General features: G+C 69.4%; 18 protein-coding genes and 1 pseudogene. 13 read left to right on the top strand and 6 right to left on the bottom strand.

All coding sequences use genetic code 11. The features are described 5' to 3' along the window. The 4 genes and pseudogenes from ACREPD_RS10595 to ACREPD_RS10580 all read left to right on the top strand — a co-directional run. Positions 1 to 313, top strand: a pseudogene (locus ACREPD_RS10595) (hypothetical protein); the annotation flags it as partial. Further along, positions 310 to 1,125 carry a hypothetical protein gene (locus ACREPD_RS10590; protein WP_431599301.1) on the top strand — a complete coding sequence of 272 codons (816 nt, stop codon included), beginning with the start codon at positions 310 to 312 and terminating at the stop codon, positions 1,123 to 1,125. The pseudogene ACREPD_RS10595 and the gene ACREPD_RS10590, both read left to right, overlap by 4 nt. A gap of 28 nt (positions 1,126 to 1,153) precedes the next feature. Then, on the top strand, positions 1,154 to 2,596 hold the full coding sequence (locus ACREPD_RS10585) for a DUF1254 domain-containing protein (protein WP_431599300.1): 1,443 nt from the start codon (positions 1,154 to 1,156) through the stop codon (positions 2,594 to 2,596). Positions 2,597 to 2,625: 29 nt separating this feature from the next. Next, positions 2,626 to 2,802: a hypothetical protein gene (locus ACREPD_RS10580; protein WP_421567235.1), complete on the top strand. Its 177-nt coding sequence runs from the start codon at positions 2,626 to 2,628 to the stop codon at positions 2,800 to 2,802. A gap of 103 nt (positions 2,803 to 2,905) precedes the next feature. Here the strand turns inward: ACREPD_RS10580 and ACREPD_RS10575 are convergent, their stop codons facing one another. The 3 genes from ACREPD_RS10575 to ACREPD_RS10565 form a co-directional block, all read right to left on the bottom strand. Beyond that, the gene (locus ACREPD_RS10575; protein ID WP_431599299.1) at positions 2,906 to 3,457 is read right to left on the bottom strand and encodes a DUF4136 domain-containing protein; all 552 of its coding nucleotides are present in this window, start codon (positions 3,455 to 3,457) and stop codon (positions 2,906 to 2,908) included. A gap of 122 nt (positions 3,458 to 3,579) precedes the next feature. After that, the gene (locus tag ACREPD_RS10570; protein ID WP_431599298.1) at positions 3,580 to 5,838 is read right to left on the bottom strand and encodes a patatin-like phospholipase family protein; all 2,259 of its coding nucleotides are present in this window, start codon (positions 5,836 to 5,838) and stop codon (positions 3,580 to 3,582) included. Then, positions 5,829 to 6,980, bottom strand: a complete 1,152-nt coding sequence (locus tag ACREPD_RS10565; RefSeq protein WP_431599297.1) for a BamA/TamA family outer membrane protein — start codon at positions 6,978 to 6,980, stop codon at positions 5,829 to 5,831. The genes ACREPD_RS10570 and ACREPD_RS10565 overlap by 10 nt, the downstream gene beginning before the upstream one ends. Before the next feature lie 168 nt (positions 6,981 to 7,148). On the opposite strand from ACREPD_RS10565, the gene ACREPD_RS10560 reads away from it, so the two are divergent. The 8 genes from ACREPD_RS10560 to ACREPD_RS10525 are packed head-to-tail and all read left to right on the top strand — an operon-like array spanning position 7,149 to position 14,919. Further along, a complete protein-coding gene (locus ACREPD_RS10560) occupies positions 7,149 to 7,568 on the top strand; it encodes a response regulator transcription factor (protein WP_431599296.1) in 420 nt (139 codons plus the stop codon). Continuing rightward, on the top strand, positions 7,565 to 8,110 hold the full coding sequence (locus ACREPD_RS10555; RefSeq protein WP_431599295.1) for a DUF3302 domain-containing protein: 546 nt from the start codon (positions 7,565 to 7,567) through the stop codon (positions 8,108 to 8,110). The genes ACREPD_RS10560 and ACREPD_RS10555 overlap by 4 nt, the downstream gene beginning before the upstream one ends. Before the next feature lie 3 nt (positions 8,111 to 8,113). Beyond that, positions 8,114 to 9,295 (top strand): HlyD family secretion protein, encoded by a 1,182-nt coding sequence (locus ACREPD_RS10550; protein ID WP_431599294.1) that lies wholly within the window; start codon positions 8,114 to 8,116, stop codon positions 9,293 to 9,295. A gap of 1 nt (position 9,296) precedes the next feature. Next, positions 9,297 to 10,748 carry an efflux transporter outer membrane subunit gene (locus ACREPD_RS10545; protein WP_431599293.1) on the top strand — a complete coding sequence of 484 codons (1,452 nt, stop codon included), beginning with the start codon at positions 9,297 to 9,299 and terminating at the stop codon, positions 10,746 to 10,748. A gap of 7 nt (positions 10,749 to 10,755) precedes the next feature. Continuing rightward, the gene (gene cax / locus ACREPD_RS10540) at positions 10,756 to 11,814 is read left to right on the top strand and encodes a calcium/proton exchanger (RefSeq protein ID WP_431599292.1); all 1,059 of its coding nucleotides are present in this window, start codon (positions 10,756 to 10,758) and stop codon (positions 11,812 to 11,814) included. Positions 11,815 to 11,820: 6 nt separating this feature from the next. Next, positions 11,821 to 12,483: a potassium channel family protein gene (locus ACREPD_RS10535; protein WP_431599291.1), complete on the top strand. Its 663-nt coding sequence runs from the start codon at positions 11,821 to 11,823 to the stop codon at positions 12,481 to 12,483. Positions 12,484 to 12,508: 25 nt separating this feature from the next. Then, complete coding sequence (locus ACREPD_RS10530; protein ID WP_431599290.1) at positions 12,509 to 13,321, top strand: hypothetical protein; 813 nt, start codon at positions 12,509 to 12,511, stop codon at positions 13,319 to 13,321. 20 nt (positions 13,322 to 13,341) lie between these two features. Further along, positions 13,342 to 14,919: a mechanosensitive ion channel family protein gene (locus tag ACREPD_RS10525; RefSeq protein ID WP_431599289.1), complete on the top strand. Its 1,578-nt coding sequence runs from the start codon at positions 13,342 to 13,344 to the stop codon at positions 14,917 to 14,919. 9 nt (positions 14,920 to 14,928) lie between these two features. Here the strand turns inward: ACREPD_RS10525 and ACREPD_RS10520 are convergent, their stop codons facing one another. Genes ACREPD_RS10520 through ACREPD_RS10510 form a run of 3 tightly spaced genes read right to left on the bottom strand, consistent with a single transcriptional unit; the run spans position 14,929 to position 18,021 of the window. Beyond that, on the bottom strand, positions 14,929 to 15,819 hold the full coding sequence (locus tag ACREPD_RS10520; protein ID WP_431599288.1) for a DUF2950 domain-containing protein: 891 nt from the start codon (positions 15,817 to 15,819) through the stop codon (positions 14,929 to 14,931). A 13-nt stretch (positions 15,820 to 15,832) separates the two neighbouring features. Further along, on the bottom strand, positions 15,833 to 17,182 hold the full coding sequence (locus tag ACREPD_RS10515) for a DUF3300 domain-containing protein (RefSeq protein WP_431599287.1): 1,350 nt from the start codon (positions 17,180 to 17,182) through the stop codon (positions 15,833 to 15,835). A 41-nt stretch (positions 17,183 to 17,223) separates the two neighbouring features. Beyond that, the gene (locus ACREPD_RS10510; protein ID WP_431599286.1) at positions 17,224 to 18,021 is read right to left on the bottom strand and encodes an OmpA family protein; all 798 of its coding nucleotides are present in this window, start codon (positions 18,019 to 18,021) and stop codon (positions 17,224 to 17,226) included. 205 nt (positions 18,022 to 18,226) lie between these two features. On the opposite strand from ACREPD_RS10510, the gene ACREPD_RS10505 reads away from it, so the two are divergent. Continuing rightward, positions 18,227 to 20,977: a hypothetical protein gene (locus tag ACREPD_RS10505; protein ID WP_431599285.1), complete on the top strand. Its 2,751-nt coding sequence runs from the start codon at positions 18,227 to 18,229 to the stop codon at positions 20,975 to 20,977. Positions 20,978 to 20,995: the final 18 nt, after the last annotated feature.

Raw genomic sequence — 20,995 nt, 5'->3', positions numbered from 1 at the left:
ACCCGGCCCTGGGCCGGGCCCTGGTCCCGGCCCCGGCCCGCATCCCCCCGGCCCGCCGCCGGGCCCGGGGCCGCACCCGTATCCGCCACCGCCCCCGCCCTATTGGGACCACCCGTTCTGGGGCGCCGCCGCGGTCACCGCAGGCGTCGCGCTCACCGCCGCCGCGATCGGTTCGGTCGTGTACACGCTGCCGGTCGACTGCAGCACGATCGTGGTGGATGGCATCGGCTACCAGCAGTGCAGCGACGGCTGGTACCAGCCGCGCTACGTGGGCACGACCGTGCAGTACATCGTGGTGGATGCTCCGCGATGAGACGACCGGGAGCGTCGACAACACTGCTGCTCACTGGCGTACTGGCCTGTGCCAGCGCAAACGCACAGAGCGCGTCGACGTCGTCGGCCACCGACGACATCGCACGCAAACTCGCCGACCCGGGCGCGGCACTGATCTCGGTGCCGTTCCAGTACAACTACCTCGGCTCGGTCGGCCCCGGCGGTGACTTCCGCAACCAGCAGCTGAAGATCCAACCGGTGATTCCGTTCGTGGGCGAGCACGGCAAGTTCATCCTCCGCCCCATCCTTCCCATCCAGTGGAACCAGTTTCCCGAAGACCGCAGCGGCACCGGCGACCTGTTCGTGCAGGGCTACTACATTCCGAAGACGGCGGCCGAGGCGCGCGGCACCGAGGTCGGGTTCGGCGCGGCCGCGCTGCTCGACACCGCCTCGCACGACAGCCTGGGCACCGGAAAATATTCGCTGGGCCCGGCCTTCATCCTGGTGCACAAGACCCGCAACTGGACGATCGGCGCGCTGGCCAACCACGTGTGGTCGGTGGGCGGCGATGGCGACCGCGAGGATGTCAGCAGCACCAGCGTGCAGCCGTTCGTTACCCGCAACCTGCCCGGCGGCTGGTCGGTCGGCGTGACCTCGGAGACCAGCTACAACTGGAAGGCCGCCAGCGGCGACGCCTGGACCGTTCCGCTGGGTGCCACCGTGTCCAAGGTGCTGCACCTGGGCAAGACCCCGCTCAGCCTCGGCGTGGGCGGCTTCTACAACGTGGACCGGCCGCAGTATGCGAATCGCTGGAGCGCGCGTTTTACCGTCACGCTGGTGTTTCCCGAGTAGGCCGCGCTGCGATGGAGCGTGCCCCACCATGCCGATGCGCCAGTCGCTGAGCGCCCTGATCGGCACTGTTTCACTGCTGGCGCTGCTGGCCGGCTGCCGGCCCGACGCCGCTCCCCAGGCCACCACGCCTGCGCCCTCCGGCACGGATCTTCAGCACGACGCGCTACCAGCGCTGCGCGCCGTGGCACGCGAAGCCTATGTCTACGGCGTGCCGATGCTCGCCCGCTACCGGCAGCTGCATGCGCTCAGCATCGACACTGACGGCGACCAATACCGGGGCCCGTTCAACCAGCTCAGCCACGGTGGTACAGACATGCCCGGCGACGCCGACGCACAGGACGCCGACGCCGGCCTGCCATCCACCTCGGCCACGCTCGACCTGCGCGCCGAGCCGGTGGTCATCAGCGTGCCGCCGATGGAGCCCGAACGTTACTTCGTGCTGCAGCTGGTGGATCTGTACGGCTACCACTTCGCCTACATCGGCAGCCGCAGCACCGGCAATCTGGGCGGGCACTACCTGATTGCCGGTCCGGACTGGCACGGTCGTGTGCCCGCCGGCATCACCCAGGTCATGCGCGCCGAGACCCGGCTGGTCAGCCTGTCGGGAGGCATCCAGCTGCTCGATGCCCAGGATCGGGCGCGGGTTGAGCAACTGCAGGGGCGCTACCGGCTGCAGCCGCTGTCGATGTTCCTCGGCCGGCCCGCGCCGCATCCGCCTGCGGCGGTTGCCTGGCCGGTCCCGCTGGCGCCGGACGCGCTGCGCGGCTCGCCGGCCTTCTTCAATCAACTCGCCTTCCTGCTGCAGTTCGCCCCCACCCACCCCAGCGAGCGCGCACTGCGTGCGCGGCTGGCCGGCATCGGCATCCAGCCCGGGCATGCGCTGCCGCTGCACGCACTACCGCCAGACACGCTGGCGGCGCTGCGCGAGGGCATGGCCGACGGACAGCGCGAGATCGACCAGCGCCGCGCCGCGCTGGCCGGGCGCACCGATACGCTGTACGGCAGCCGCGATCTGCTCAAGGGTGACCTGGTCGCCCGCGCTGCCGGCAGCCAGGCCGACGCTGCGGCAACCTCGCGCGACGAAGCACTGCGCCCGCTGTTCGATACCGACGCCGACGGCGTCCTGCTGGACGGCAGCCGCCACCGCTACACCATGCGTTTCGCCCGCGACCGATGGCCGCCGGTGAATGCGTTCTGGTCATTGAGCCTGTACGCGTTGCCAGGAGAACGGCGTGTGGCCAATGCGATCGACCGCCACCAGATCGACTCCCGCATGCTGCCGCAACTGCGGCGCGATGCCGACGGCGGGCTGACGCTTTACCTGCAGCACGACCCACCCCCTGGCGGGCAACGCCACAACTGGTTGCCCGCCCCGGACGGCCCGTTCGTCGCGCGCATGCGCTACTACTGGCCGAAACCGGAATTGCTGGATGGCGGGTGGACCTCGCCACAGATCGAACGCGTGCACTGACCCCTTCCCCTCGACCCACAGGTGCCACCATGCCCAACCATCCCTGGTTCTGGATTCTCGCGCTGTTCCTGGTGCCACTGCTGGCGGCCCTGGTGGTCAGCCTGCTGACCCGCCGTCGCGGCATCGGCGCCAATGCGGTACTGGCCTGGTTCGTGATCGTCTGCTGGATCGGCGCACTCGGCGTGGTCCTGGCGCAGGTACGGTGATTCCCACCCGCGTCCACATAAAAAGCGCGGCGTCGCACCGGATGGGAGGGAGGGTCCCGGCACGCCGCCGCGCGGCACAACACGAAAGGGTTCGGCTACTGCGTTATTTTGCGGGTGCGCTGCCCGGCGGGAAGCTCGCGAACAGCCTGTCCAGACCGGATTCCACGGCCGCGTTCACGCGCGCGGGCGAGCTCGGCACGGTGCTGCTGGCCGTACCGCGCCAGACCGCCTGCTTGCTCTTCGCGTCGAACATGTCCAGTACCAGCGTACCCACGTCGTAGGTGCGCACCGTGGTGGTTGCGGTGCCCATGCCCATGCCGCCGCCCCAGCCGCCACCGCGCCAGCCCCAGCCGCCCATGTTGCTGCCGCTGTAGAAGGTATCCAGCGTCTGCCGCTGGCTGGTCACGATATGCGCGGCCAGCGCCACATCGCCGCCATTCGGCGCCAGGGTCCAGCCGCGGGCCTGCAGGCGGGCATCAATGCCATCCACGATGCGCTGCTGGACCAGCGGCGAGCCGCCTTGCGGCTTCATCGCCCAGCTGTAGCTCTTGAACGAGGCGAAGTTGGCACCCGGATCGAAGTCGGTGTGTACGGTCGGCGTGGTCGCGCAGGCCACGAGCGAGGTGGCAAGGACTGCAATCGCAAAGGCTTTCATGGCGCAGGCTCCGGTATCGGGAAGGTGTCTCTTCCTGACAGCCTACTGCGGCTGCCTCGGCGCGTAATCCGCATAACTACGCAGGGCGGACAGCAAAACTACCGGTTCGCGTCGTCACAGCCCTACAGGGCCTGCCCCAGTTCGATGAACACCACCCGCTCGCCGCCTTCGCGCAGCCCCACCCCGAAGATCAGTGGACCGATCCAGGAGTCGAAGCCGAGGAACAGGCTGCCGTTCCAGATGCCATCGGTGAGGGACATGTCGCTGCGTCGCTGCCATGCATTGCCATACTCCACGGTGCCCCCCGCCTGCGCCGAACGCCCCAGTACCTTGCCCAGTTCGTAGGTGTAGCCGACAAACCCCAACGCATAGTCCTGGCCGGTCAGCTGGTTCTGCTGGAACCCGGCCAACCGCCAGCGCCCGCCCAGCCGGTACAGGTTCTGCACGGGCGCGGTGCCGGTTGCGGTCACGTGGTAACGCAGGCCCAGCTGCACCGCGTGCTGGCCGAAGGGAAAGGCGCCCACCGCGTCCAGGTCGATCTGGCCGAAGCGGCTGTCGGCGCCCAGGCCTTCGCGGGACTGATACGTGCCCAGGTTGACCAGGAAACCATCACGCGGGAAGTACAGGCTGTCGATGTTGTCGTAGGTGGCGCTCGCGGTGAGCGCGCCTTCCTGGAAATCGGTGCGCGGCAAGGTCGGGTCACCAATCTCCACCGAGGCGCTGCCGGTGTAGCGTTCCAGCCCCGCTCGCAGTGACAACACGTTGGAGACGTTGCGCACCAGGTTCACCTCGGCGCCGGTGCGCCGCACCCGGAAGCGCGCCGTCTTGTTGCCCTCGTCGTCGTACACGTTGAAGGCGCGGGTCTGGAACCCGCCGAGGGCCTCGAAGGCATAGCGGTTGCGCAGGTCGAACGGGTGGTAGTAGCTGCCGGTCAGGGCCGGCTCGCTGCCCACCTGCAGCGTGACCCGGGCTTCGGCACCGTAGGGCGACAGCGGCGCGAACAGCAGGCCGGCGCGCAGGTTGCTCTCATGATTGCCCTGCAGGTCGTTGCTGAGCGTCCAGCCGGCCTCCAGGTAGGCCGGACCATTGGGCTTTTCGTAGGCACTGACCACCACGCCCACCTTGCCGTCGCGCTGGACCTGCTCGTAGCTGATGCTGGCCAGCGTATCCATGCCGTAGGCACGCAGCAGCCCGGCCTGCATGGCCTTGCTGTCCAGCGGTCGCCCCACCTCCAAGGGCAGGTAAGAGAGCAGCAGTTCATCGGCATAGCCGGTGTGGTTCTCCACCTCGATGAACGCGATGTCGGCCGCTGCGCCCTGCACGCCACGCTGCTCGCGGGCGGCGAGCCAACGCTGATAGACCTCCGGCGGCTGGGAGAACGCGCGCAATGCCGGCGCGGCGCGGTCTGCCGCCTGCTGGCCGATCTGCAGTGCCTCGGGCGCCTTGTCGAAATCGCCGGTCGCGACCTTGCCGGTCAGCTCCGGGGCAATCAACAGGTCCTGCGGCCCCAGCGTGGACAGCTGCTGGGCGGCATTGCGTGTGGTCAGGAAGCCGCTGAGCTGGCCGATCACATCCACCAGGCTGGCATCGCGGTCCAGTTCGCTCAGCGGCGTGCCCACGTCCACCGCGATGACCCGGTCGGCGCCCATTGCGCGCACCACGTCAATCGGTACCTGGTTGGCCACGCCACCATCCAGCAGTACACGCCCGTCGATCGCCACCGGGCGGAAGATGCCCGGCAACGACATGCTGGCGCGCATCGCCATCGGCAGGCTGCCCTGTGAGAGCACCACCGCCTGCCCGGTGTTGATATCGGTGGCGATGGCACGGAACGGAATGGACAGCGCGTCGAAGTCGCCGCTGACCCGGCTGCCACCGGTCGCCCGCTCGAACAGGCCGATCAGCTTTTCGCCCTGCGACATGCCACCGGCCAGCTGCACGCGTTTGCCCTGGCCACCTCCCAGGCCGATGCCGATCGGGGCCAGCTGCGCGTAGTCGTCGGCCTTGCGCTGCAACGAACGATCACGGCGTGGCAGCGTATCGCTGAACATCGTCATCCATTGGGTTTCCAGCACCACCTTCTCGATCTGTTCCGGGCTGCTGCCGGAGGCATACAGCGCACCGACCAGCGCGCCCGCGCTGGTGCCGGCAATGCAGTCCACCGGGATATGCAATGCCTCGAGCTGGCGCAGGATGCGCACATGGGCGATGCCGCGCGCGCCACCGCCGCCGAGTGCCACGCCGATGCGCGGCCGGGTATCGCCCGGTTCGCGGTGGCCACAGCTGTTGCCGGTGGGCATGTTGACGGTCTCCACCGCCTGCGCGGTGCCCGCCCAGCACAGCGCCGCCAGCAGGATCCAACGAAGGGGGGTCAACGCCATGGGCTGCCTACCTGGATGTAGAAGGTGTCATCTTCCGGGCCCCAGGCGTAATCCACGCCCACATGCATGCCCAGCTGCCGCGCGATCAGGTAGCGCACCCCGGCGCCTTTGGCGACCTCGTCGCTACCGTCGGCAAAACTGTTGTGCCGGCCCCAGGTTCGACCCGCCCCGACGAAGCCGATCAGCGCCCAGCGCGGCGTCAGGTTCCAGCGCAGCTCGGTTTCCAGCACGCCGACCCGGGTGTTCTGGTAACGCGCCGAGCCGATCCCGCGCAGGTCGATGTACGGCAGCCGGTAAAAAGGGATGTCACCGTTGGCCCAGCGCGCATCCACGCGCCCGCCCAGCACCACGCGCTTGCCCAGCGGCCAGTAGCCGTAGGCGTGGCCGCGGTAACTCTGGAACGCGGTGTCGCTGCCGATGCCGGGCAGGTAGGCGTTGCCTTCGATCATGCCCAGCCAGCCATTGGAGGGGGTGAACGTGTTGTCGCGGCTGTCGTACTCCAGCGACAGCCCCAATCCGGAACTCTTCGAGCCGAGCTCGCGCGGCGTGAACCGGTCCCGGTCCGAGGCGACGTCGAAGCCGATGTCCAGGTCCATGTAGATCCATGCCAGCCCGACGTAGAGATCGCGCGCGCCGAGCCGGCGAAAGCCCTGCTGGAACGACATCACGCCGTCTACGTTGTACTCGATTTCCAGTGGCGGCCGCAGCGTCCCCGGGGTGTGGTAACCGAGGTTGATCGAGGTCTTGGCCAGCCCGCCACGGTAGCGCCAGCGGTCTTCGTCGAAGTGCAGCGACGCCCCCGCGCCGTAAGCTTCGCTGCCGTTGGCGGTGCGCATGGCGCCCGCACCGTACAGATTGGGGCGGGTCACCGTCACCCCGCCCTGCCCGTCCCCCGCCGCGGGAGCGCTGTCATGCGGGCGCTGGAAGAAGGCCAGCGCCACCCCGCCGCCATTGCCCAGCGCGGGGTCGGTGATGATGATGGGCACCGGCAGAAAGCCGCGATGTTCGAGCAGCCACCGCGACATGTCGAAGCGGCCGTCTTCGGCATCACGGAACATCGCGCGCGGCGGCGGGTCGGTGTTCTGTGCGCATGCCGGCGCGCCACAGGCCAGCCCGCCCAGAACAAGGGCGAAGGCTCTCATCGCACGCGACTCCAGCGGGGTGGGCAGGGCCCCAGCCTAGCGCCCGCCCCTGCACCGGGGCATCCGCATAACTACGCAGCCCGGCCAGAAAAACTACCGGTTGCCGGCCCGGCATGGGGCCAAGGGCCAATTGCTGCCCTGGCCCGCAAGCGGCGATCTTGGACCGCGATGACACAGCGAGCGCCAGTGGTTGCGGTGGTCGATGACGAAGACGACGTGCGGCTCGCGCTGCGCCGGTTGCTTCGCTCGGCCGGGTTCGACGTGCTGGCCTACGAATCGGGGTCGGAATTCCTGCGCCATGCCGCTCGCAGCCTGCCCGACTGCGTGGTGCTGGACCTGCGGATGCCCGGGCCCAGCGGGTTCGACGTACAGACGGCGCTGCATGCGCAGCAGCTGTCGATCCCGGTGGTGGTGCTGACCGGCGATGACAGCAGCGAGAGCCGCCGGCAGGCGCTGGCACTCGGCGCCGCCAGCTATCTGTGCAAGCCGGTGGATGGCGATGCGCTGATCAATGCCACCCAGGCCGCCATCGAACACCGTGCCCGGAAACGCCCGCCTCCCACGAACAGCCGGCAGGACCCGCCATGAACCGCCCCGGACCCTTCGGCATTTTTCCGCGCGCCACGACGCTGCTGGCCGCGGCGGCGCTGTTCGCCGCCCCGCCGGCGCAGGCATCGTTCCTCAGCGGCGAGGCGCTGGACACCGCGGCCAACGTCATCGCCTGGCTGGCGCTGCTGGTCGTGCCGGTGGTCCTGATCGCGGTGTTCTGGATGGTGCACATCCTGCCGGAGAAGATCGCCCACAAGCGCCATCACCCGCAGTTGGATGCGATCAAGACCCTGTGCCTGCTCTCACTGCTGTTCGGCGGCCTGCTGTGGCCGCTGGCCTGGCTGTGGGCCTACACCCGGCCGGTACTGCACAAGCTGGCCTACGGCACCGACACGGTGGACCACGGCGACGGCGACGCCGCGCTGGCACCGCTGCACGATGCCCGGGTGGATGCGCCCGAGCCACTGCACCCTGAGCCGGTCGGTGAGGCCGCCTGGCGGCAGCGGGTGGAAGCGCTCGAACGCCGCCTGGCCGCCCTGGATGGCGCGGCGCCGCGCTCGCCGACGCAGGCGGAGGACTGAGCCATGGAAGTCATCCTGCTGCTCATCTACTCCTTCTTCGTCTGGCTGATTTTCTTCAAGTTCAAGTGGCTACCGTGGAACTTCGTCTCGCAGGTGGTGGTGATCTCGCTGCCCATCTTCGCGATGACCGCGCTGATCCTCATCCTCAACGTGGTGGCACCGTCGTCGTCGGACGTGCGTGCGATCAACTACGTGGTGCAGATCGTGCCGCGCGTGACCGGGCGGGTGATCGAGGTGCCGGTCGAATCCAACCGCCCCGTGCGCAAGGGCGACGTGCTGTTCCGCATCGACCCGGTGCCCTACCAGCAGCAGCTGGCGGCATTGGAAGCGAAGCTGCCGGAGCTGTCGGCCAAGGTGGACAGTGCCGATGCCTACCAGCGCGAGCTGGGCGAACAGCTACGTGGTGCACGCGCCACCCGCGAGGCACTGGTGGTACGCCTGCAGCTGGCCGAACGCCGCCAGCGCCAGACCGGCGAACTGGCCAGCAGCGGCGCCGGCAGCCGCTTCGACCATGAGCAGGCGCAGACCGAAGCGGCCAGCCTGCGCGCCGACCTGGTGTCCACCACCGCACAGATGGCGCAGGTTCAACAGAAACTGTCCGCCCAGACCAAGGAGGGCGAACTGTCCGAGGTCGCCCAGGCCCGCGCCAGCATGGTCCAGCTGCAGGCCCAGATCGTCGAGGCGCGCTGGCAGCTGGAGCAGACCGTGGTGCGGGCGCCGGCCGACGGCAGCGTGATCAACCTGCAGCTGCGCGAGGGCTCGTACGCCGCCAGCCTGCCGCTGACGCCGGTGATGACCTTCGTCGAACGCGAACAGTGGATCCTGGCCATGTTCTCGCAGAACGAACTGGGCAACGTCGCGCCGGGAAACGAGGCGGAGATCGCGCTGAAGGTGTACCCGAACCGCATCATCAAGTGCCGGGTCGATTCGGTGGTCTGGGCCTCGGGCACCGGCCAGCTCCCAATCAGCGGCATGATTCCGCAGACCGGCGCCACCCCGCTCCCGCCGGGACGCATCGCGGTGCGCCTGCGCCCGGACGGCCGCGACCGCGACGTGTTCATCGCGATGGGCGCGCAGGGCCAGGGTGCCATCTATACCGAGCACGGCACGCTGATCCACATCGTGCGCCGGGTGATCCTGCGTGTGGGCAGCAAGCTGGACTGGCTGGTTCTCAAGCTGCACTGACATGACCCCGTCGCGCTGCCACCATCGCCCTGCCCGGCTTCGCCAGCTCGCCCTGGCGCTCGCCCTCGTGCTGGGCGGGTGCGCCACCGCGCCGGAACCGGGCAGCGACCAGATCCGTGGCGAGGCCCTGGCCACGGTGGCGATACCGCCGAACTGGTCGGCGCTCGCCAGCCAGGCACAGGTGGATCGTGGCTGGCTGGATGCCTTCGCCGACCCGCAGCTCACCGCACTGGTGCATGAGGCGCTGGCGCGCAACCCGGATCTGCTGATCGCGGCGGCGCGGGTCGAACAGGCCAACGCACAGGTCGACATGGCCCAGGCGCAGCTGCGCCCGGCGATCGGGCTGATTGGCCGGGGCGGCTCAAAGCCCATCGCCGACCTGGTGCCGCTGCTGAGCGGGCTGATGCTGCGCCTGAGCTGGGAGATCGACCTCTGGGGCCGGCTGCGCTATGCACGCAACGCGGCAATGGCCGCCAGCGACGCGCAGAATGCCGATTACCGCTATGCCCAGCAATCGCTCGCGGCGAGCGTGGCACGCGCCTGGTTCACCGCCACCGAGGCACGCCTGCAGTACGACATCGCCGGGCAGATGGCCGCCGGCGGCGAACAGCTGGTCGGCCTGGCCGCGCAACGCGAACGCGTCGGTGCCGGCAGCACCAATGAAACGTTGGCCGCGCGTGCCGCCGCGGCTGGTTACCTGGACGCGCGGCAGCAGGCCGACCTGGCCACGCACAGTGCCGCCCGTGCACTGGAGATCCTGCTCGGCCGCTACCCCGGCGCGACCCTTGCCGCGCCGGCCGCGCTCACTACGCTGCCCGGCGAGGTGCCGGCCGGCATGCCGATCGACGTGCTCAACCGGCGGCCCGACCTGTACGCGGCCGAACGCCGCGTCGCCGCCGCCTTCGACCGGGTCGGCGAAGCGCGCGCGGCGATGCTGCCCACGCTCACGCTCTCGGCCGGCTACGGACGGCTGAGCAATGCCGCAGTACGCACCCGCGACGACCTGGAACAGACCACCTCCAGCGTCTCGGCGACCGGCATCATGCCGCTGTACACCGGCGGCGCGCTCACCGGCCAGGTGCGGCTGCGAACGGCCGAGCAGAAGCAGGCGGTGGCCGACTACGCCCGCCGTGCCCTGCTCGCGCTGGGCGAGGTCGAGGACGCGCTGACCGCCGAGCGCGTGCTCGCGCAGCGCGAACAGCTGCTTGGCGATGTGCTGGCCAACAACGAGCAGGTGGTGGAGCAGACCCGCGCATCCGAGCGGATCGGCCGCGCCGACCACCGCGCGGTGACCAGCCAGGAGATGCAGGCACTGGCGGCGCGTTCGGCGCTGCTGGGCGTGCGCCGCGAGCGGCTGAGCCGCCGTGTGGATCTGTACCTGGCACTGGGCGGCGACCACGCCGCGCAGGACCCCGTGGCGGCCAGCGCGCCGCCTTCGCCGTCATCGGACTGAGGTGCGCATGTACTGGATGCTGCTGCTGGTTCCGCTGGCGATCGTCCTGCACCATCTGATGCCGGGCAACGCGCTGCTTGTGTTCGGCGCCACCGCACTGGCGATCGTCCCGCTGGCCGCGCTGATGTCGCGCGCCACCGGGGCGTTGGCCGCCCGCCTCGGCCCGAGCATCGGCGGGCTGTTGAATGCCACCTTCGGCAACGCGGCCGAGTTCATCATCGCACTGGCCGCGCTGCGCGCCGGCCTGCATGGCATGGTCAAGGCCTCCATCGCCGGTACCATTATCGGCAACATCCTGTTCGTGCTCGGCCTGTCCATGGTGCTCGGCGGGCTGCGCCACGGCCAGCAGCGCTACGACGCCGCCAACGCGCGCATGCAGGCCACCATGCTGACCTTGGCGGTGATCACCCTGATCCTGCCCGCGTCCTACCGGGCGGTGGTACCCGGTGCCGAAGCGTCACTGCAGTCGATCAGCCTGGTGCTGTCGGTGCTGCTGTTGCTGGTGTACCTGGCCACCGTGGTGTTCACCCTGCGCGGTGCCGGCGCCCACAGCGACAGCGACCACGCCGCAGGCCACGCGCACGATGCCAGCCTGTCCAATGGGCGTGCCATGCTGCTGCTGGCCGGCACCAGCATCGGCATCATCTGGATGAGCGAGATCCTGGTCGGCGTGGTCGAGCCGGCCAGCCAGCAGCTCGGGTTCTCCGACGCGTTCACCGGCGTGTTCGTGCTGGCGGTGATCGGCGGGGCCGCCGAACAGGCCACCGCGCTGGTCGCCGCGCGCCGCAACCAGATGAGCCTGAGCCTCTCCATCGCACTGGGCTCGGGCGTGCAGCTGGCGCTGCTGGTCGCCCCGCTGCTGGTGCTGCTGAGCTATGTGGTCGGTCCGCAGCCGATGAGCCTGCTGTTCGGCCCCGGCCTGGTGCTGAGCGTGCTGGTGGCGGTGATCATCACCGGGCAGGTCGCCAGCGATGGCCGTGCCGACTGGCTGCGCGGCGTGCAGCTGCTGGGCCTCTACGTGATCCTGGCGACGCTGTTCTGGTTCGTGCCGGACGCAGGAACATGACCCCTCATGCGCCCGTCGCCCGCCCTGTTGATCCACCGCCATCGCTACACCTTCCTGTTCGGTGCGCTGCTGGTGACGGTGACGCTTGGCCCGCTGCTGGAAGCGCTGTCGATCGGCCACCGGCTGATGGAATGCCTGTTGTGCGCCAGCCTGCTGGCCGCGCTGTTCCCGATCGGGCAGCGCCTTCAGCGCCATGTGCTGCTGGCACTGGTGGTGGTGGCACAGGTGCTGCGCTGGTGGGCCAGCGACGCCGGCGGCGCGGTGGCCATGACCGGTGCGGTGCTGTGGGGCCTGCTGGCCACGGTCGCCGCCTGGCACGCGGTGCGCTTCTCGCTGTCCAGCACGCGCGTGCGCAGCGAACACCTGGCCGCCGCACTGAGTGCCTACCTGCTGCTGGGCGTGTGCGGCGGCGTAGTGTTCGCCGCCCTCTCCGCGATCGCGCCGGCCTCCATGGCCGTTGCCGGCCAGGGCACGCAGGGCGGCCTGGGCATCGGCACGGCGATGTACTTCAGTTTCGTCACCCTGGCCACGCTGGGCTATGGCGACATCACCCCGGTCAGCCAGGTCGCGCGCGGGCTGGCCACGCTCGAAGCGATTGCCGGCCAACTCTACCTGGCCCTGCTGGTCGCCCGCCTGGTCGGCCTGCGCAGCGCCGACCGGTCCCCATGACCCACCGCGCATCCGGGAGCCCGTCATGAAACACCCTTACCTGCTGCCCTCTTTCCTGCTGCTGTTGGCCAGCGGCCCCTGCTGGGCAGTCGAACCCCTGGACACCTTCAGTGTCCGCGTCGGCGGCTACATCACCGATTTCGACACCCGCGTGCGCGCCGATGGTCAGACCGGCGAAGGGACCCGCATCGACCTCAATCGCGACCTGGGCCTGGACAACAACAACGCCATCGGCGTGGTCGCGCTGTCCTGGCGTCCCTGGGAAAAGCATGAGTTCGGCCTGTCCTGGTACCGCGACAGTGCCGACGCCGAGCGCAATACCGACCGCGACATCGACTTCAACGGCGAGCACTACGCCACCCACACCCGCATCCGCGCCAAATTCGATCTGGACGCCTACGAGGGCTACTACACGTGGTGGGCATGGGGCGACGAACGCTGGGCGCTGGGCCCGCGCGTCGGCCTGATCTGGTACCAGATGGACCTGGACCTGTCGGCCACCGCCGACGTCAACGGCAATCCGCTCACCGCCCGCGCCGGCAACAACGTCAACGCCGACCTGCCGGCACCGACCATCGGCGGCAGCTGGCGCTGGGCGCCCTCCGACCACTGGCGGCTGAGCGCCGATGCCGGCTACTTCAGTGCCAGCCTCAACGACGTGGACGCGGACGTGACCTTCGGTCGCGGTGGCGTGGAGTACTTCCCGTGGGAGAACTGGGGCTTCTCGCTCGACTACACGGTGCGACGCATCGAAGCGGATGTGGATGCCTCCCGCCTGGACGGCAACCTGCGCTTCATCGACAGCGGCGTGCGGGTCGGTGTGATCTACCGGTTCTGATCGCCATGAGGTTGCCCGGCATGCTGCTGCGCGTCGCCCTGGGGTGCTGGCTGCTGGCCTGCGCCTTCATCGCCGGCGCCGCGCCACCGCCCGCCACGGCACGCTGGTTCAACCGCGACCTGGTGACCTTCCGCGCGCCGCTGTATGGCAACACTCCCACGATGCGGGCGCGCGCGACCGAGGCCAACCTGGACCGGATCGTGGACCTCCCAGGCAAGGCCACGCTGCAGACCCAACCCGTGGCGCAGGGCGTGGTGATCCTGGCCGGTGGCCAGCTGGTCACCGTGCTGACGCCGGCCGACTGCAACGCGCTGCGCAACGAGACACTGCCCGAACTGCGTGACCGCACCGTGGCGCAGATGCAGGCGGCACTGAGCGCCGCCGAACAGGCGCGCCTGCCGCAACGGCTGCTGGCCGGGGCCGCGTGGGCGCTGTTGGCCACGGCCGTCGCCGGCAGCGTGCTGTGGCTGCTGCGCTGGTGCAGCCGGCGCCTGCGGCGACGCGTGGACGGCTGGGTCCAGCAGCGCGTGCAGCAGCTGCGCAGCGTGTCGGCGCGGCAACTGCTGCTGGGGCTGGTGACCAGCGCCCGCAGCCTGGGCCGGCTGGTCGGCTGGCTGGTGGTGCTGGTGGTGCTGGAGGAGTGGCTGCGCTTCGTGTTCGGTCGATTCCCCTATACCCAGCCGTGGTCGCAGGCGATGGGCGGCTGGATCGCCGAACGGTTCGCCCGGTTCGGCCGTGGTGTGGTGGAGGCCCTGCCCGACCTGTTCACCGCCGCCCTGATCTTCCTGGCCGCGCGGCTGGTGGTGCAGGCGGTGCGCATCGTGTTCGACGGAGTGGCCAGCGGCCGCTTCCAGTTCGTCGGCATCGACCAGCCGCTGGCCGAGCCCACCCGCCGCATCATCACCGTGATGATCTGGCTGTTCGCGCTGGCCATGGCCTACCCCTACCTGCCCGGCGCCGAGACCGACGCATTCAAGGGCCTGAGCGTGTTCGTCGGCCTGATGGTCTCGCTGGGCGCGTCGAGCATCGTCGGCCAGGCCGCCAGCGGCTTCACCCTGCTGTACTCGCGCACCATGATGGTCGGCGATGTGGTGCGCGTGGGCGACACCGAAGGCGTGGTGCTGCAGATCGGCCTGTTCACCACCCGGCTGCGTACGCCGCTGGGGGTGGAGATCAGCATTCCCAACAACGTCGTGCTGTCGGGCGAGCTGCGCAACTATTCGCGCGATCCCCAGGGTCCGGGGCTGTGGCTGGAGAGTGCGCTGACGATCGGCTACGACGCGCCGTGGCGGCAGGTGCATCGGCTGTTGCTGCAGGCCGCCGCCGCCACCGAGGGCGTGCTCGCCGAACCGCCGCCGCACGTGGCCCAGTCCGAGCTGGGCGAGATGGCGGTGCGTTACGTGCTGCGTGTACGCGTGACCGAGGTCGAGCGCCGCTGGCAGGTGCGCAGTGCGCTGCACGCGCATATCCAGGATGCGTTCAATGCCGCCGGGGTGCAGATCATGTCGCCGAACTACGAGGGCGACCCCGAGCAGGCCAAGGTGGTGCCGAAGGCTTACTGGGAGGGCCGGCCGCTGCCGCCGGACGACGCGCGCTAGGCGACGTGCTCAGGGCGCACCGCTGTCCGGGGTATCGACCTCGGTCCAGCTGCTGTCCGGGTCGAATAGCGTCATGGCGCGCGCTTCCTGATCGGTGTCCGGGCCGAGATCCTTCTCATAGACCTGGCCGGCATGGCTGATGGTGAAACTCATCACCCCGCTGTCGCCGTAACGCGCCGGCCAGGCCACCAGCGCGAAGCCGCGGGTCATGGCGCCGGCCACCGTGTAGGGGTAGGCACCGCGCGGCGCGGAGGGCCCCTGTCCCAGCAGGATTTTGTAGTGATAGCCATGCCATTCGTCGTCGGGGGTCTCGCCACCGAACAGGGGCCCCAACGGGCTCTCGCCCGCCGCATCCGCCGGCCAGTACAGGCCATCGTGCTTGCCGGGGGTGCTGCGCAGCCGGGTGGCGTACTCGGGCAGTGAATCGTTGTTGCGGTCCTGCCGCGCGTACTCGCGCTGCGCATCCTGGTAGGCCAGCACGGCCTGCACCGCCTCGCGCTCGTTGCGTCCGATCCGGCGCGCGCGCAGCTCCGGGGCGGCGGCCGCGAGGTCGAAGGCCCAGCCGTCGGCGTTCTTCACCAGCGGCACCGGCAGGGTCCAGCCTTCGTTGCCCACGCTGAGCTGCGCGTGGCCGTCATCGGCAGGCTTGATCGCGTGGTGGCGCTGGTACTGGCTGATGAAGGTGTCCACGTCCTTGCGCTCGATGTCGTCGCGCGGCACGTAGTCCTGCCAGTCGGCGCCCAGCACGACGGACACCTGTTCCGGGTGCTGGTCGCGCGCCTGCAGCGCCGTCACCAGCGCGTCGGCCACGGCGGCGGCACTGGGATAGGCCTGTTGTGCCCACGCCGGCGCAGCCAGCAGCAGGCAGGCCACGGTCAATGCGGAAAGACGAACACTCATGGCAGATCTCCGATCAACGACGGCGCCCGCCGCCACCACCACCACGGGGAGCGGCCGGCCGGCTCATTGGCCGCCCCTGCGGGCGCGCGGCGGCGGGACGCTGCGAACTCTGCACGCTGCGATGCCCGCGATTGGCGTCGCCCATCGACTGACCGGGATTGCGCGTGCCACTGAAGGCATTCTCAGGACGACTGCCCGGCGGGCGACCGTGGTTGGCCCCGCCCTGGTTGCGGAACGCGTTGTCACCGGCGTGTGCCCGCCCCTGCGCACCGGCGGGGCGCTGGCCCAGCTCGCGCTGCGAGGCGCCGGCACGGTCGCGCGCTTCGCGGTTGCTGGTGGCCGGCGTGTCGAAACCGCGCTGCTCCAGCGACTGGCGTGCGCGGTCGCGGTCGGCCGCACGGGCATCGTCACGACCACGGTAGGCCTGCCGCTGGGCGGCGCCATCGCGGGCGCCGTCGCGCGCGCCGTCGAAACGTTCGCGGGTGGCGCCGTCACGATACGGCACGCCATCGCGGTTGGCTGCGTTGTGCTTCCACTTGCTGTCGTTGCGGTTGATCTGGCGGTTGCTGTTGAATTCGTTGTAGCGGTTCACGTCGATATCGATGTCGCCGTGCCCCCAGTCCAGGTCGCCCCACAGCGCACCGCCGACCGCCACCCCGATGCCGAAGCTGAGCAGCGCGCCGCCCGGGTAGTAATACGGCGGCGGTGGATAGTAGTACGGCGGGTACGCCGGATAGGCCCAGCTGCCATACACCACGCTGGGGTTGTAACTGGGCACGTACACCACCTGCGGATCGGCCGACTCGATCACGATCGTCTGCGGGGCGGAGGCAACGCCGGGCTGGGCGCTGACCTTCTGCTGTTCGTTGGAGTCGAGGTGGCCGGCGCTCTGCGCCTGCCGTCGAAGGCGCTGGACCGCGTCCATCACCGCGTCGGGCTGGGCCAGAAACGCATCGCCCATTTTCTGCACCCAGGCCGGGTCCTGCCCCAGCACCGCCAGCAGCTGCGGGAACGCGACCAGCGACTGCACGCTGGGATCCCAGGCCTGGTTGGCCACCTGGCGTACCGCGTCTTCGCCCTTGGCATCCGGGTGGGCCTTGGACCACGCCACCGCGTCGGTGACATCGCCGGGATAGCTGGACGCCATCAGCACCTGGGCCAGCAACGCGTCCGGGTAAAGCGCCACCGGCGCCAGCATCTGGTCCAGCTGCTCGCGCGTGAATGCAGCTTCGCCGGACCCCGTCTTGGCGGGTGCCGGTGCCGGTGCCGGTGCGGCGACAGCATCGGGTACTGCCGCCAGCGACGCGCAGGCCAGCGTCAGCAGCAGCGTGGGCACCCTCGCCCATGTCAGGTAGGTAAGCATGCGACCTCCACTCCAATGCGCAGTGCACCCGCAGCGCGGGGTCAGGGTTTGACGCCCGCCTGTACGCCCTTGTCGACCACCAGCTTGGCCACGACCTTGCGTGCCGCGCCGTTGCTGCCGCTGCCGGCATCGGGCGCGACGCCCATGCCGTCGCCGGCACGCACCCGGCCCGGGGCCAGCCCGGCGTTCTGCTGCAGGTAGTTGGCGACCGCCGCGGCACGCTGGGTACTCAGCCGCTGGTTGGCGGCGGCATTGCCGGTGGAATCGGTGAAGCCCTGCAGCACCACGGCATAGTTGTGGGTCTGCTTTGCCTTGGCGGCGAATGCATCCAGGTCGGCGCGCGCCTTGGGCGAGAGCGCGGCGCTGCCCGAGCCGAACGTGACTTCCGCCGCGTCCAGCTGTTCGTACGTGCCGAACTCATCCATGCGCTGGTTCATCGCGCCGACCTCTGCCTTGGTCGGTGCCATGCCCGCCTGGATCTGGCGGGTGGTACGCAGGTCCTCGGAACGGAAGCGGATCTCGCTTGCCGCCAGCGCGTTGCCGTCGCCGCTGCCTTCCACGGTTACCGGCAGGCCCGGCGCCAGCACGCTGGCGTCGGTCTTCTCGTGGATGACATTGGTCAGCCCTTTGGTCTTCTTGTACACCGTGTCGGCAGACACGTGCACCGCGTGCGCGGTGTGGCTCTGGTCGACGACCGTGATGGTGTCGCCCTGCACGGCGGTGATGACGCCCTTCAGCTTGGTCCTGTCCGCATCCGCCGCGGCCGCGGTCAGCGCGGTGAAGGACGCCAGCAGCAACAGCATGCAGGCAGTGGCGCGGGGCAAGGTGCGCGTGGACATGGGTCGGCTCCGTCACGGGGATGGTGGACCACGCTAGGCGCGGTCCGGCGCACCCGCAATTGGCCCTTGGGGCCATAGCCCGGCATGGCCCCAAGGGCCAATTCCAGTGCACGTGGGCGGGGACTAGCCTGCGCCCCGTAGTGGCCGCCGCGCCCGCCTCGTGGCGCGCGCTCGATTCCTTCCGTCACCTCACCGGAGCCTTGCCATGAATGCCGACCCTGCCGCCCAGCCGGAACTGTCCACGGTGCTGGCCGCCGCCTCGATGCGCGCCGATCACTGGCGCCAGCTCAATGCGTACGCGCGGGCGTGGGCCGACGGGGGTACCGACAGCGGCGGGCGGCGCACCGCCTGCGCCAACTCCCTGGCCGATCTGCGCCCCCTGGAGCAGTGCTGGGCGTATCCGGGCGAACGCCTGCTGGCGGCGCTGGGCGCCGCGCTGGACGGCAACGATGCCGTGCAGTTCGCGCGGCTGGCACGCAAGCTTTCCGCAGCGATCCTGTCTGGCGATTACCGGCGCGACGAGCAGGCCTGGAACGCCGACGAGGACGGCGACCGCACCCTGCTCGATGCGGTGCCGCCGGACCTGCTGGGTGCCCCGGACAAGCCCTACTTCGAAGTGCTGATCGTCACGCCCAACGAGCCGGCACTGTGGCAACGCGCCCGCGACGAGATGCGCGCCCTGCGCCGTGGGGATGACGCCTTCCATTACGCCGTCGCCCACGCCGGCAGTTACGAGGACGCCGCGCTGGCCGCCATGGTCAATGCGGACCTGCAGGCGGTGGTGATCGTCGATGGCTTCCGCTACGCCTCGCTGCTCGATGTGCCGGATCTCAAACAGTATCTCGCCCGCAGCCTTGGCGAGGATCCCGAACCGTCCGCGGCCGGTGCGCTGTCGACGTCGCTGGCCGGCGCCATCAAGCGCTTCCGCCCCGAACTGGACCTGTACCTGCTGACCGACCGCTCGCCGGAGCGGCTTGCCGGCAGCGACGAAGCCGCGCCCCTGCGCCGCGTGTTCCACCATGTCGAAGAGCCGATGGAGGTGCACCTGGCACTGCTCGATGGCATCGCCGACCGGTACGAAACGCCCTACTTCGACAATCTGAAGAAATACGCGCTGCGTCCGGTCGGCACCTTCCACGCGCTGCCGATCGCGCGCGGCAAGTCGATCTTCGGCTCGAACTGGATCCGCGACATGGGCCAGTTCTACGGGACCAACATCCTGTTCGCCGAGTCCTCCGCCACCACAGGCGGCCTGGACAGCCTGCTCGAACCCACCGGCACCATCAAACGCGCCCAGACCGCCGCCGCCCGCGCCTTCGGCGCCAAGCGTGCCTACTTCGGCACCAACGGCACCTCCACCTCGAACAAGATCGTGGTGCAGGCCGTGTGCAAGCCGGGCGACATCGTGATCGTCGACCGCAACTGCCACAAATCACACCACTACGGCTTCGTGCTCAGCGGCGCACAGCCCTACTACGTGGAAGCCTTCCCGCTGACGCAGTACTCGATGTACGGCGCGGTGCCGCTGCGCACCATCAAACAGGCGCTGCTGGACTGCCGCGCCGGCGGCAAGCTGGACAGGGTCAAGGTCATCGACATGACCAACTGCACCTTCGATGGCCACATGTACAACCCGCAGCGGGTGATGGAGGAATGCCTGGCGATCAAGCCGGACCTGATCTTCCTGTGGGACGAGGCCTGGTTCGGCTTCGCGCGGTTCAGCCCGCTGCACCGTCGGCGGACCGGTCTGGGTGCGGCGGCGGCATTGACCGAACGCTATCGCAGCAAGGCCTATCGCGAGCAGTACGACGCCTGGAAGGCGCGCCGGGGCGAGGTCGACCCGGGCGACCCGACCCAGCTGGACGAACACCTGCTGCCCGACCCCGACCGGGTGCGCATCCGCGTCTACCAGACCAACTCCACGCACAAGTCGATGTCCGCGTTCCGCCAGGGTTCGATGATGCTGGTGTGGGACGAGGACTTCCATGAGGTGGAAGGCCCGTTCGAAGAGGCATTCTTCGCGCACACCTCGACCTCGCCCAACCTGCAGCTGATCGCATCGCTCGACCTGGCACGGCGGCAGATGGAGCTGGAAGGCTATGGCCTGACCCTGAAGATGACCGACCTGGCGCTGCGCCTGCGCCGCACCATCAACAGCCATCCGTTGATCTCGACGTACTTCCACGTGGCCACGCCGGAAGACATGATTCCGGCCGAATATCGCGCCTCCGGGCTGCGGGACTACGGTCCTCCCAATGCCAGCTGGGTGGACACCCTGCAGGCATGGAACGAAGACGAGTTCGCGCTGGACCCCACCCGCCTGACCGTGATCTGCGGCGCGGCCGGCTTCGACGGCACCCAGTTCAAGGGCCTGCTCGCCGAACGCTTCGACATCCAGATCAACAAGACCTCGCGCAACAGCATCCTGGTACAGACCAACATCAACAATACCCACAGCGATGCCGCGCTGTTGATCAAGGCGCTGGCCGACCTGTCACGCGAGATCGAGTCGCGGCTGGCGCAGGAGGGCGCCGGCGGGCGCCAGGTGTTCGCCGACCGGGTACGCGCGCTGATGACCGACGTCCCCGACCTGCCCAACTTCAGCCGCTTCCATGACGCGTTCCGTGAGGCGCCGGACGGGGCCAGCAACGAAGGCCACATGCGCCCGGCCTTCTTCATGGCCTACGAAGAAGCCAACTGCGAATTCGTGCGGCTGCACAGCGAGGAGGTGGACCGACGCCTGGCCGAGGGCCCCGAGATGGTGTCGGCCAACTTCGTCATCCCCTACCCGCCGGGCTTCCCGATCATGGTGCCCGGCCAGGTCATCACCGCCGACACCATTGCCTTCATGCGCAAGCTGGACGTCAAGGAGATCCACGGCTATCACGCCGCGCAGGGAATCAAGCTGATCACACCCGATGCGCTGGCCGGCCTGCGTGCCGGTTCCCTGCAGTGAACCGCCGTCTTCCGGACA

Origin of the sequence: Stenotrophomonas sp. (assembly GCF_050737075.1) — a bacterium.
In the GTDB taxonomy this organism is placed as follows: Bacteria; Pseudomonadota; Gammaproteobacteria; order Xanthomonadales; family Xanthomonadaceae; genus Stenotrophomonas.
The sequence above is the reverse complement of the archived record's forward strand: the minus strand, read 5'-3'. Positions and strand labels throughout refer to the sequence as shown.